This window comes from Dickeya sp. CFBP 2040 (genome assembly GCF_012273755.1).
GTDB lineage: Bacteria > Pseudomonadota > Gammaproteobacteria > Enterobacterales > Enterobacteriaceae > Dickeya > Dickeya poaceiphila.
Map to the genome: position 1 here is coordinate 42,793 of NZ_JAAVXH010000090.1, position 12,995 is coordinate 55,787.

Consider the following 12,995-nt stretch of genomic DNA (forward strand, 5'->3'; position numbering starts at 1 on the left):
CGGCTCGCTGGCACATTATTATCCAGCCGCATTAACATTACGCGATAGGTTCTGCGCATTCTGCCTGACCAGATTACTGTAATATGACAGTGACTGCTGTAGCGTATCCAGCGTCACCGGTTTAGACAAACAGTTATCCATCCCGGCTTGTAAACAGCGTTGCCGCTCTTCTGCCAATGCGTTGGCGGTTACGCCAATCACGGGGAATGTCTGCCCCATTTCACGCAGCCGCTGGGCAAAACGGTAACCGTCCATATTCGGCATGTTGACGTCAGTAAGAACAATGTCTATCGAATTCTTCGCCAGAACGTCCAGCGCATCCAATCCGTCATTAGCCGTGATCACCTGATACCCCAACGAACCGAGTTGATCGGCCAGCAAACGGCGGTTAATCGGGTGGTCATCCACCACCAGAAGGCAAATATCGCCATTTTCAGTACGGCTGTAACTGACTGTCGGCAAGGATAGCATCGCCGTCGACAAATCATCCTCACCCCGATAAATACGCTGCAGCAACACCGGCAATTCGTGCAGTACCGCCGTACTGAATAACCAATACCCTGCCCGGTTTTCCTGAGCGGCACCCGCGTGCGTACCACTAATCTCCACACAGGCATAGGCTCTTGGTTCACTATCTGACATATGATCAATAATCATAACGTCATCATTACCAACAATTTGCCCTTCTTCGTACCGCTGTGCGTACAGACCGCAAGCGGTGAGCAAGTCCAGCAAATAACGCTCCATCAGTGCATTACGAATGTTCAACCAGCAGGTTTTCCCCTGTAAATCAGGCAACTGCAACGACTGCGGATAATGGGCACGATAAAGTGGAATACGGATGCCGAACTCGCTGCCAAGCCCCGGCTCAGATTCAATTGTAATGTCGCCATCCATCAGGTTGACCAGCTTTTCACAAATCGCCAGCCCCAGTCCAGTACCCTGAAAGTGGCGCTGGACTCCACTCCCGGCCTGAAAGAATGGGTCAAACAGTTTCATCACCGCGCGGGTATCGATCCCAACACCGGTATCCCGCACCTTGAACACCAGATAGCCCTCATCACTGCACGCTACCTGAAACACGATACAGCCGGTATCGGTAAACTTAATCGCATTACTGAGCAGATTACTTAATACCTGCTGCAATCTCACCGCATCCCCCATCAATTGCAAGGGAACGTGGGGGTCAATATAGCAATACAGCTCCAGGCGTTTTTTTACCACTAGCGGCAGGTAGTTGCCCACGATATGATTTATCACTTCGCGCGGTGCAAATTCGCTGTGCTCAATCTTCAACTGTTCCGATTCGATCTTGGAGAAATCAAGAATGTCGCTGATGATCTTCAGCAACAGTTCAGAAGAATTTTGCATTGCGGTTACCAGCCGGTTGGCATCCGACGGCAGTGATTTTGTCTGCAGCAAGTCCAGATTGCCGATAATCCCATACAGCGGCGTACGCAATTCATGACTGACCGTCGCCAGGAACATCGATTTAGACTGGCTGGCCTGTTCAGCAGCGTTAGCCATCTCCTGCAATGATTCTTCCATTCGCACTCGTGCGCTAACATCAAGCAGCACACAAATAGCTACGTTCTCATTGCGATAGCGAGAATGCACAAAACTGATTTGCAGATGATGATTACGTCCAGTCACCACATCGAGCGATTTGGATTGCTGTTCGCAGATAATGCGCACGATACGCACCCGGTCTTCGTACGTCAGCAGGCTAAGATAGTTATGCGCCAGCTCGTTGCTGAGAATATTGGTACCGTCGCTGATCCTTAAAATACAAATACCTACTGGAGCAGAAGCGACGATTTTACGGTTAAATTGTTCATTTTCTTCTAACAGGAAGGCATTGCGCTCTGCGGGCAGAAAGATCTTACGCTCAAACACACGGGTAAACAGAAACAGACAGATGGCCGATACCAGATTCAGCAACGCCATGTTGATAATCAGCGTATTGAGCGAAACCAAAATCACTTCCAAAGGGAGCGAATACACCACTGTCATTGATGTAGGCGACAACGCCTTTTTCATCAACAAGGCTCCATAGCCGTCGCTGTAGCCGAAGTAGTTGTTCGAATCCGGATAATGACTGAAGTTATTGCTGCCGGACTGATTATCAGTGAACTGCAACAGTACCCGGTCATTTTGATCCAATAGCCTGACGCTAAACGGCAAATCGCCATTCAATATAAAGTCATCTGCCCTGATGGTCTGCTCAATCCCCATCATGGCCACCAGGCGGTTATCCACATACACCGGCGTCAGCGCGTAGAGATAGCCAGCATCCGGCGTCAAGCCGGGCGTCACCCAAAACAGACTCTCCTCACGGCGGTTTTCTATCCGATTGGATTTCTGGTTCTGTAACTGTTCCTGCACACTTTTCAGCAGGCTGTAGCTATCTGACGATTGATTGCGGATACCAAAATCAACCACACATTGCTGGCTGCTGTCGACAAAAAAGAGGCGGTTAAGGTCATAAACCGATGAGAAATCATCATGCCATTGTTCAAAAAAACCTCTCAGCAACTGCAACTGAGCAGGGTTTTTCTCATACTGCCCAGTACAATTAAACGTAGACGACAGCGGGTAAATGGAGAATGGTGTCTTTTTCGCAGCAGCAGCACGCTCTCGCAACCTGGCAGGATCACTAAATCGGTTAGCAGCAATGTAGCGTAACTCACGCGTCATATCGGTGGTATGGCGAATATACCCCAGCGATTGTTCGAAATTGAGTGAGAAAATCTGTCGCAGATGTGATTCCCGTTGATTCAGTTCCTTATTCACGAAAAAAACCGAAATCAGCGCACCCAGAACCCACAGTGTGATCGCCAGCGCCCGGAACATATACCGGGAAACTTTAAGTGGGGTCTGAAACGAAGCGATAACTTTCAAAGTCATACCGTAAAGGTTGTCAGCAGGGAAAACGCGGCCAGGACCAGCCGATACAGTACCGATCCTGCATAAAAAAAGCCAGCGCATCAGGCGCTGGCTCTTGTGAGGTTATCATCAGCAGGTGAAAAAATTACTCATCGTCCAGCGGTGAATCATCATCACTTTCCGTATCGTCGATATCCTCTTCCAGCAGTTCGCCATCTACCGGCACTACACTGTCGAGTTCATCATCTTCCACCGGCTCGGCCACACGCTGTAGGCCAACGACATGCTCGTCATCAGCGGTACGGATAAGCGTTACGCCCTGAGTATTACGGCCCACGATGCTGACCTCGGATACCCTGGTGCGCACCAGTGTGCCCGCATCGGTAATCATCATGATCTGGTCAGCGGAATCGACCTGCACGGCACCAACGACTTTACCGTTACGCTCACTGACCTTGATGGAAATCACGCCCTTGGTAGCACGAGATTTCACCGGATACTCGGTAACGGCGGTACGCTTGCCAAAGCCGTTCTGCGTTACCGTCAGAATATCGCCGTCGCCACGCGGCACAATCAGCGACACCACGCGATCATCATCCTGCAGATTGATACCGCGTACCCCGGTAGCAGTACGTCCCATGGTCCGCACGGCTGATTCAGAGAAACGCACCACTTTGCCTTCAGCGGAGAACAACATCACTTCGTTGCTGCCGTCAGTCAGGTCAACGCCAATCAGCTCATCGCCGTCATTCAGATTAACCGCGATAATACCTGCACTGCGTGGACGGCTAAATTCCGTCAACGCTGTTTTCTTCACGGTACCGCTGGCCGTCGCCATGAACACGTTCATTCCTTCTTCGTATTCGCGTACCGGCAAAATAGCAGTAATGCGTTCGTCTTGTTCCAGCGGCAACAGGTTAATGATCGGGCGGCCACGGGCGCTACGGCTTGCTTCAGGCAGTTGATAGACCTTCAGCCAATAGAGGCGACCACGGCTGGAGAAACACAGGATAGTATCGTGGGTATTCGCCACCAGCAGCCGGTCAATAAAGTCCTCTTCCTTGATACGGGCGGCGGATTTACCCTTGCCACCACGGCGCTGAGCTTCATAGTCGGTCAACGGCTGGTACTTCACGTACCCCTGATGCGACAAGGTCACGACTACATTCTCTTCAGAGATGAGATCTTCAATATTGATGTCGGCGCTATTGTGGGTGATCTCAGTGCGGCGGGCATCGTTATACTGCTCGCGTATCGCCACCAGTTCCTCACGGATCACTTCCATCAGCCGCTCAGGGCTGCACAGGATGAACAGCAACTCGGCGATCTGCGCCAGCAGTTCTTTGTATTCGTCCAGCAGCTTTTCATGTTCCAGACCGGTCAGTTTCTGCAAACGCAGATCCAAAATCGCCTGCGCCTGCTGCTCGGTCAGATGATACTTGCCCTCGTGAATGCCGAACTCCGGCTCCAGCCATTCCGGGCGGGCGGCGTCATCACCGGCACGCTCCAGCATCGCGGCCACGCTGCCCAGCTCCCATGCCTGCGCCACCAGCGCGGCTTTAGCATCAGCCGGGGTCGAGGCATGGCGAATCAGTTCGATAATCGGGTCGATATTAGCCAGCGCAATCGCCAGCCCTTCCAGAATATGCGCTCGTTCACGCGCCTTGCGCAGTTCGAAAATGGTACGGCGCGTCACCACTTCGCGGCGGTGACGGACAAATGCCGCCAGAATTTCCTTGAGGGTCATCAACTTCGGCTGGCCCTGATGCAACGCCACCATGTTGATGCCGAACGACACCTGCATCTGGGTCTGGGAATACAGATGGTTAAGCACCACCTCGCCCACGGCATCGCGCTTGATCTCAATCACGATGCGCATACCGTCCTTATCGGACTCATCGCGCAACGCGCTGATGCCGTCAATACGCTTTTCTTTTACCAGTTCGGCGATCTTTTCAATCAACCGTGCCTTGTTCACCTGATAAGGGATTTCATGCACGATGATGGTTTCACGGCCAGATTTGGCATCGGCTTCCACTTCGGCGCGTGCACGGATATACACCTTGCCACGGCCAGTTCGGTAGGCTTCTTCAATCCCGCGTTTGCCGTTAATGATGGCGGCGGTCGGGAAGTCCGGCCCCGGAATATGGGCCATCAACCCTTCGACACTGATGTTTTCGTCATCAATGTAAGCCAGACAGCCGTTAATGACTTCAGACAGGTTATGGGGCGGAATGTTGGTCGCCATCCCCACGGCAATCCCCGAAGAACCGTTGACCAACAGGTTGGGGATACGAGTGGGCATCACGTCTGGGATCTGTTCTGTGCCGTCGTAGTTAGGCACAAAATCTACTGTCTCTTTATCCAGATCGGAAAGCAGTTCATGGGCGATTTTCGACATGCGAACTTCGGTATAACGCATCGCTGCGGCGGAGTCGCCGTCGATGGAACCGAAGTTGCCCTGGCCGTCCACCAGCATGTACCGCAGCGAGAATGGCTGAGCCATACGCACGATGGTGTCGTACACCGCGCTATCACCATGCGGGTGATATTTACCGATAACGTCCCCGACCACACGGGCCGATTTTTTATAAGGCTTGTTCCAGTCGTTACCCAGCACACTCATTGCGTACAGCACGCGGCGGTGTACCGGCTTAAGACCATCGCGAACGTCCGGCAACGCACGCCCGACGATGACGGACATGGCGTAATCCAGATATGAACTTTTCAGCTCTTCCTCGATGTTGACCGGTGTAATTTCTCTGGCAAGGTCGCTCATGGAGCCGCTATCCCTCTATTCACATCTACCCGATTTTAAAAGGTGGAAAATCATATCATAAACCGGGGTTTTAGGGGAAACTTCGCGCCGGTTTACTGGTGCTTCTTTGCGGGGCGCTGCGCGTTTCGTTACTGCGATGTTATCGCCGTCACAAGATGCAGGCACCGCGAAGCCGCAGCGGGCGACTACAACAACCGTCGTCTGCTCGCTATACTCGGCCTCAGTCAATATTGATGAAAGGTGATCACTTTCCATGAACACAGACAGCATAAACGCAGGCACCACACGCCCCGACCCCCTGAAAGCCGCTGCGCGCACCCCGAATGTCGACCTTGATGAAATTGCCAAGTTTGAGGCCGTTGCCTCACGCTGGTGGGATCTGGAGGGTGAATTCAAACCGCTGCACCGCATCAACCCATTGCGTCTGAATTACATCATCGAACGCGCCGACGGCATTTTCGGCAAGCAGGTACTGGATGTCGGCTGCGGCGGCGGCATTCTGGCCGAAAGCATGGCGCGCGAAGGCGCGCGCGTTACCGGTCTGGATATGGGAGCCGAGCCCTTGCAGGTAGCAAGGCTACATGCATTAGAAAGCGGCATTAGCGTCAATTACCTACAAGAAACGGTGGAAGCACACGCCGATGCCCATGCCGGCACCTACGACGTAGTGACCTGTATGGAGATGCTGGAACACGTACCAGACCCGAATTCGGTGGTACGAGCCTGCGCCCGGCTGGTCAAACCGGGCGGACATGTTTTTTTCTCTACCATCAATCGTAATGCCAAAGCCTGGTTGATGCTGATTGTCGGTGCCGAATACCTGACCAACATGGTGCCGCGAGGTACACACGACATCAAAAAATTCATCCGCCCGGCGGAATTGCTGCACTGGGTAGACCAAACGCCACTACGCGAACGCCACATGACCGGTCTGCACTACAATCCGCTGCTGGACCGCTTCCGGCTCGGCGCGAACGTCGATGTTAATTATATGATCCACACAACGCATCTCGGCTGACCGCGCCGGGCGACGGGCTGAGTCCTTCAATACCCCCTGCCGGTGTTACATCCACCGGCTTTTTTATCGCTGAAGAATAAGTTTTCAGGCATAAACCACGCCTGATCAACTATTGGACGACAGAACAAACTCAGATTATTCCTAATAACTGTTTGAAACACGGTTTTAGTCATAGCCTGAGCATTGCGACAGGGTAAGAAACCGGCGATTGATCAATTTTTTTATTTTTTCTCACCTGAGGTTGACAAAATAAGTAAGCCGCACGGTAGCTGGGATTTAGCGTGCTTGTAACATTTACTCCCTATAGTTATCCACAAGAGAGAACCCTTTTGCTCACTTGCAATACGCTACTTTTCACATTATCTTGTTATCAAAAGATGGTACAACCCCTATATATAGTGTTTACTTCTGACGGAAAACACTATTTTTTTATTTGCATTTTTTGTGAATGAGAAAACGGTAAGACCATAAAAAACAAAACTCGTGTCAAAAAACAGGTGCTACGCCACATGAATCAGAGTCTGCTTGTTACCAAACGCGATGGCAGTAAAGAGCGCATCAATCTGGACAAAATCCACAGGGTGATTACCTGGGCAGCAGAAGGGTTACACAATGTCTCTGTTTCTCAGGTTGAACTACGTTCCCATATCCAATTCTACGATGGCATCAAGACTGCCGATATCCATGAAACCATCATCAAGGCCGCCGCTGACCTGATCTCCCGCGAAAGCCCGGACTATCAGTATCTGGCTGCGCGTCTGGCTATTTTTCATCTGCGTAAAAAAGCCTATGGTCAGTTCGAACCGCCGAAGCTGTACGATCACGTGGTGAAAATGGTCGAAATGGGCAAATATGACCGCCATTTGCTGGAAGACTACACGGAAGAAGAATTCGATCACATGGACGCTTTCATCGATCACTGGCGTGACATGAATTTCTCCTATGCAGCCGTAAAACAGCTGGAAGGGAAATATCTGGTCCAAAACCGCGTGACCGGTGACATCTACGAAAGCGCCCAGTTCCTGTACATTCTGGTCGCCGCCTGCCTGTTTTCCGGCTACCCGCGTGAAACTCGTCTGGATTACGTCAAGCGCTTCTACGACGCGGTATCGACATTCAAAATTTCTCTGCCGACACCGATCATGTCCGGCGTGCGTACCCCGACTCGCCAGTTCAGCTCCTGCGTGCTGATCGAGTGCGGCGACAGTCTGGACTCCATCAACGCCACCTCCAGCGCCATCGTGAAATACGTTTCCCAGCGCGCCGGCATTGGCATCAATGCCGGGCGTATTCGCGCGCTGGGCAGCCCGATCCGGGGCGGTGAAGCGTTTCATACCGGTTGTATTCCGTTCTACAAACATTTCCAGACCGCGGTGAAATCCTGCTCGCAGGGTGGCGTGCGCGGCGGTGCAGCCACCCTGTTCTACCCGCTGTGGCATCTGGAAGTGGAAAGCTTGCTGGTGTTGAAAAATAACCGCGGCGTGGAAGGCAACCGCGTACGTCATCTTGACTACGGCGTACAGCTCAACAAATTGATGTACCAGCGTCTGGTCAAAGGCGGCGACATCACGCTGTTCAGCCCATCCGACGTGCCGGGGCTATACGATGCTTTCTTCAACAATCAGGATGAATTTGAACGCTTGTATGTGAAATACGAGCAGGACGACAGCATTCGTAAGAAGCAGCTCAAAGCAGCGGAGCTGTTCTCGCTGATGATGCAAGAGCGTGCCTCTACGGGTCGTATCTATATCCAGAATATCGACCACTGCAACACACACAGCCCGTTTGACCCACAGGTTGCACCGGTGCGTCAGTCCAACCTGTGTCTGGAAATCGCATTGCCGACCAAACCGCTGGAAGACGTCAACGACGAAAACGGCGAAATTGCGCTTTGTACTCTGTCAGCCTTTAATCTGGGTGCCATCAGCTCACTGCACGAACTGGAAGAACTGGCGACATTAGCGGTACGTGCGCTGGATGCCCTGCTCGACTATCAGGACTACCCGATTCCGGCAGCCAAACGCGGCGCAATGGGCCGCCGTACCCTGGGCATCGGTGTTATTAACTTCGCCTACTATCTGGCAAAACACGGCGTGCGCTACTCCGACGGCAGCGCCAATAACCTGACGCACCGCACTTTCGAAGCAATTCAGTACTATCTGCTGAAAGCCTCGAACCAATTAGCACGTGAGCAAGGCGCCTGCCCGTGGTTCAACGAAACCACCTATTCGCAGGGCATTTTGCCAATCGACACCTACAAGCGTGATCTGGACGGCATTTGCAGTGAACCTCTGCACCATGACTGGGAAACGCTGCGTAAAGATATTCAGACCTATGGTCTGCGTAACTCCACGCTGTCTGCACTGATGCCGTCTGAAACCTCGTCGCAGATTTCCAATGCCACCAACGGCATTGAGCCGCCGCGCGGTCATATCAGCGTCAAAGCATCAAAAGACGGTATCCTGCGCCAGGTGGTGCCTGAGTACGAAACGCTGAAAGACGCCTACGAGTTGCTATGGGATATGCCGTCTAATGATGGCTACCTGCAGTTGGTCGGTTTGATGCAGAAATTCGTCGATCAAGCGATTTCCGCCAACACCAACTACGATCCGGCGCGTTTCCCGTCAGGAAAAGTGCCGATGACCCAGTTGCTTAAAGATCTGCTCACGGCGTATAAGTTCGGGTTGAAAACCCTCTACTATCAAAACACCCGCGATGGTGCCGAAGATGCGCAGGACGACCTGCTGGATACCGCACCGCAGGATGACGGCTGCGAAAGCGGCGCCTGTAAAATCTAAGCACGGTGCCGGGGACTTCCGTAACACGGGATATCCCCGGAATGACGATATTCCTCATCTCGTCGCGGCTGCTCGCTTCGGTAGAGCCGCGACACATGCCGAGGTTTAACAGCGCCGCCCTCAGGCCGCGCTGTTGGCTTGTTTGGAGAGACTATGGCCTATACCACTTTTTCACAGAATAAAAACGATCAGTTGCTGGAGCCGATGTTTTTCGGTCAGCCAGTTAACGTGGCACGCTACGATCAGCAAAAATATGAAATTTTCGAAAAGCTGATCGAAAAACAACTTTCGTTCTTCTGGCGTCCGGAAGAGGTTGACGTCTCTCGTGATCGCATCGACTATCAAGGGTTGCCGGAACACGAAAAACACATATTTATCAGCAACCTGAAATACCAGACGCTACTGGACTCGATTCAGGGCCGCAGCCCTAACGTGGCGCTGCTACCGCTCATCTCCATCCCGGAACTGGAAACCTGGGTGGAAACCTGGGCCTTCTCGGAAACGATCCACTCGCGCTCCTATACCCACATTATCCGCAATATCGTCAACGATCCGTCGGTTGTGTTCGACGATATCGTCACCAATGAGGAAATTCTCAAGCGAGCCAAAGATATCTCCGGTTTCTATGATGAACTGATTGAACTGACCAGCTACTATCACCTGCTGGGAGAAGGCACCCATCAGGTCAACGGCAAGACCGTGAACGTCAACCTCTACGAGCTAAAGAAAAAACTCTACCTGTGCCTGATGAGCGTCAATGCGCTGGAAGCCATCCGTTTCTATGTCAGCTTCGCTTGCTCTTTCGCTTTCGCTGAGCGAGAGCTAATGGAAGGCAATGCCAAGATCATCAAACTGATTGCCCGCGACGAAGCGCTGCATCTTACCGGCACCCAGCATATGCTCAACCTGATGCGTGCAGGCCAGGACGACCCGGAAATGGCGCAGGTGGCGGAAGAGTGTCAACAGCAATGCTACGATCTGTTCCTGCTGGCGGCTCAGCAGGAAAAAGAGTGGGCAGAGTACCTGTTCCGCGACGGCTCGATGATTGGCCTGAACAAGGACATCCTGTGCCAGTATGTTGAATATATCACCAACATCCGTATGCAGGCGGTAGGGTTGCCGTTGCCGTTTGAAACCCGCACTAACCCGATTCCCTGGATCAACGCCTGGCTGGTATCAGACAACGTACAAGTGGCACCGCAAGAGGTAGAAGTCAGCTCCTATCTGGTCGGCCAGATTGACTCGGAAATTAACACCGACGATCTAAGCGACTTCCAGCTTTAACCTACAATGACGACGCCCACTATCACGCTGCGCCTCTCCGGGGCGCGGTTATTATGCACCGATGCACATGGCTCCCTGCTGGAAGCGCTTGAATCTCAGCAGGTACCGGTCGAGTATCAGTGTCGCTCCGGTTATTGCGGCGCTTGCCGGTTACGGCTCATCAAAGGCAAGGTCGCCTACCGGGAAACCCCGCTTGCCTGCCTGCAACGAGGCGAAATTCTGCCCTGCTGCTGTATGCCGCTAAACGACATCGAACTGGATATGTAACCCACGCCATATCATTGCAGCCTGCTTTTCATGCAGGCTCGCATAATCCCTTGTTCGCACGTAACGTTACTACGCCAGTTGCGCTATCCTGCATTACACTTCTCACAGAAAAAAACCATGGAGAGCAGAGTACATGCTGACATTTATCCCGGTTCTGATTGTCGTTGCGCTGGTGATTGTCTGGTCCGGCATCAAAATCGTGCCGCAAGGCTACCAGTGGACGGTGGAACGTTTTGGCCGCTACACCCGTACCCTGATGCCCGGCCTGAATCTGATGGTGCCGTTTATGGATCGCATCGGGCGTAAAATCAACATGATGGAGCAGGTGCTGGATATTCCCTCACAGGAAATCATCTCCAAAGACAACGCCAACGTGACTATCGATGCCGTCTGCTTTATTCAGGTGGTGGATGCTTCCCGTGCTGCCTATGAAGTCAGCAATCTGGAACTGGCCATTATTAACCTGACCATGACCAACATTCGTACCGTTCTCGGCTCGATGGAACTTGATGAAATGCTTTCCCAACGCGACAGCATCAACACCCGGTTGCTGCATATCGTGGACGAAGCCACCAACCCATGGGGCATCAAAGTCACTCGTATCGAAATCCGCGATGTGCGCCCGCCTGCTGAACTGATCGCCTCGATGAACGCCCAGATGAAAGCGGAACGGACCAAACGCGCTGAAATTCTGGAGGCAGAAGGGGTCAGGCAAGCCGCCATCCTGAAAGCCGAAGGGGAAAAACAGGCGCAAATTCTTAAAGCTGAAGGGGAACGGCAATCCGCCTTCCTTGAAGCAGAAGCCCGCGAACGCGCAGCAGAAGCCGAAGCTCGCGCCACCCAAATGGTGTCTGAGGCCATTGCTGCCGGGAACATCCAGGCAATCAACTACTTTGTGGCGCAGAAATACACCGACGCACTGCAAACCATTGGTGCCGCCAACAACAGCAAAGTCATCATGATGCCTCTGGATGCCAGCAACCTGATTGGCACCATTGGCGGCATCAGTGAACTGATCAAAGAGAGCCAGACGGACCGGAGAAAATAATCATGATGGCGCTGGTGCTGGAAAACGCCCATTGGTTTTGGTTGTCGCTTGGAGGGCTGCTGCTGGCCGCTGAAATGCTGGGTGCAGGCGGCTATCTGTTATGGAGCGGCATCGCCGCGCTGCTTACCGGGATTCTCGCCTGGCTGTTGCCACTGAGCTGGACATGGCAATGCATTGCCTTTGCCGTACTGACGGTCGCAGCAGCACTGCTATGGTGGCAATGGCTGCGCCGTCGCCTCGAAAAGCACCCCCCGCCGGTGCTCAATCAACGTGGACAACAATTGATTGGCCTGCATACCACGTTGACCGAACCACTAATAAACGGTCTCGGTCGGGTCAACATTGGCGACAGCAGTTGGCGCGTACAGGCAGAGCAGGATCTGTCCGCCGGAACCGTGGTGGAAGTTACCGCTGTGGAAGGTATTACGCTACATGTGCGACCACGCCTCTGAGGGTGCAACCGGCCCGGTCAGTTAGTGCTGCCGCATCGCCATTATTATCTGCGTCACATGTTATGACGTCTGATGTTTTCCTCCTGATGTTGCGTGGCAGCACCCCGCCAGTTGGATAATAATCGGGCATTCGGCGCTACTGTCGCCGGGACAGGACTCTGCCAGCGACAGCAGGCGCTGACGCATCACTTTGAGTTCTTCGATTTGCTGCTCAATATCCTGCACTTTCTGTAATGTGCGAGCCTTAACATCGGCGCTATGTCGCATCGGATCATTGAATAGCGTCACCAGTTCTCGGCATTCTTCCAGCGTGAATCCCACCTGACGAGCCTGACGCAATAGCGTCAGCTCTTCGATATGGTGAAGATTATAACTGCGGTAACCATTTTCGCATCGCAGTGGCGCCGTCATCAGCCCTTTTTCTTCATAGAAACGTATGGTCTTGCTGGTCAGTCCGGTTTTT

At 52.8% G+C, this 12,995-nt stretch carries 9 protein-coding genes; 6 read left to right on the forward strand and 3 right to left on the reverse strand.

All coding sequences use genetic code 11. The annotated features are described in order from the left end of the window. Positions 1-18: 18 nt before the first annotated feature. Together rcsC and gyrA are read right to left on the reverse strand one after the other, a co-directional pair. Entirely contained in the window at positions 19-2,907 is a 2,889-nt protein-coding gene (rcsC, locus tag Dpoa2040_RS13935) for a two-component system sensor histidine kinase RcsC (RefSeq protein WP_168641644.1), read from the reverse strand. A 124-nt stretch (positions 2,908-3,031) separates the two neighbouring features. Then, on the reverse strand, positions 3,032-5,665 hold the full coding sequence (gene gyrA, locus Dpoa2040_RS13940) for a DNA topoisomerase (ATP-hydrolyzing) subunit A (RefSeq protein WP_168641645.1): 2,634 nt from the start codon (positions 5,663-5,665) through the stop codon (positions 3,032-3,034). A 253-nt stretch (positions 5,666-5,918) separates the two neighbouring features. Between gyrA and ubiG the strand changes: the two genes are divergently transcribed. The 6 genes from ubiG to Dpoa2040_RS13970 all read left to right on the forward strand — a co-directional run bounded on the left by ubiG (position 5,919) and on the right by Dpoa2040_RS13970 (position 12,532). Beyond that, positions 5,919-6,683 carry a bifunctional 2-polyprenyl-6-hydroxyphenol methylase/3-demethylubiquinol 3-O-methyltransferase UbiG gene (gene ubiG / locus Dpoa2040_RS13945; RefSeq protein ID WP_168641646.1) on the forward strand — a complete coding sequence of 255 codons (765 nt, stop codon included), beginning with the start codon at positions 5,919-5,921 and terminating at the stop codon, positions 6,681-6,683. A 509-nt stretch (positions 6,684-7,192) separates the two neighbouring features. Beyond that, positions 7,193-9,481: a class 1a ribonucleoside-diphosphate reductase subunit alpha gene (gene nrdA / locus Dpoa2040_RS13950; RefSeq protein WP_168641647.1), complete on the forward strand. Its 2,289-nt coding sequence runs from the start codon at positions 7,193-7,195 to the stop codon at positions 9,479-9,481. A 153-nt stretch (positions 9,482-9,634) separates the two neighbouring features. Next, positions 9,635-10,765: a class Ia ribonucleoside-diphosphate reductase subunit beta gene (gene nrdB, locus Dpoa2040_RS13955; protein WP_168641648.1), complete on the forward strand. Its 1,131-nt coding sequence runs from the start codon at positions 9,635-9,637 to the stop codon at positions 10,763-10,765. Between the two features lie 6 nt (positions 10,766-10,771). Continuing rightward, positions 10,772-11,032 (forward strand): class I ribonucleotide reductase maintenance protein YfaE, encoded by a 261-nt coding sequence (gene yfaE, locus Dpoa2040_RS13960; protein WP_042869364.1) that lies wholly within the window; start codon positions 10,772-10,774, stop codon positions 11,030-11,032. A 133-nt stretch (positions 11,033-11,165) separates the two neighbouring features. After that, positions 11,166-12,080, forward strand: a complete 915-nt coding sequence (locus Dpoa2040_RS13965; RefSeq protein WP_168641649.1) for an SPFH domain-containing protein — start codon at positions 11,166-11,168, stop codon at positions 12,078-12,080. Positions 12,081-12,082: 2 nt separating this feature from the next. Then, positions 12,083-12,532: an NfeD family protein gene (locus tag Dpoa2040_RS13970; protein ID WP_210423959.1), complete on the forward strand. Its 450-nt coding sequence runs from the start codon at positions 12,083-12,085 to the stop codon at positions 12,530-12,532. A 60-nt stretch (positions 12,533-12,592) separates the two neighbouring features. Here Dpoa2040_RS13970 and cueR read toward each other — a convergent pair. After that, a partial coding sequence (cueR, locus tag Dpoa2040_RS13975; RefSeq protein ID WP_168641650.1) for a Cu(I)-responsive transcriptional regulator occupies positions 12,593-12,995 on the reverse strand: 403 nt, incomplete at its 5' end.

Coding starts and splice junctions, on each gene's coding strand:
- rcsC (WP_168641644.1), bottom strand. CDS start 2,907: ATGACTTTGAAAGTTATCGCTTCGTTTCAGACCCCACTTAAAGTTTCC.
- nrdB (WP_168641648.1), top strand. CDS start 9,635: ATGGCCTATACCACTTTTTCACAGAATAAAAACGATCAGTTGCTGGAG.
- ubiG (WP_168641646.1), top strand. CDS start 5,919: ATGAACACAGACAGCATAAACGCAGGCACCACACGCCCCGACCCCCTG.
- yfaE (WP_042869364.1), top strand. CDS start 10,772: ATGACGACGCCCACTATCACGCTGCGCCTCTCCGGGGCGCGGTTATTA.
- gyrA (WP_168641645.1), bottom strand. CDS start 5,665: ATGAGCGACCTTGCCAGAGAAATTACACCGGTCAACATCGAGGAAGAG.
- Dpoa2040_RS13965 (WP_168641649.1), top strand. CDS start 11,166: ATGCTGACATTTATCCCGGTTCTGATTGTCGTTGCGCTGGTGATTGTC.
- Dpoa2040_RS13970 (WP_210423959.1), top strand. CDS start 12,083: ATGATGGCGCTGGTGCTGGAAAACGCCCATTGGTTTTGGTTGTCGCTT.
- nrdA (WP_168641647.1), top strand. CDS start 7,193: ATGAATCAGAGTCTGCTTGTTACCAAACGCGATGGCAGTAAAGAGCGC.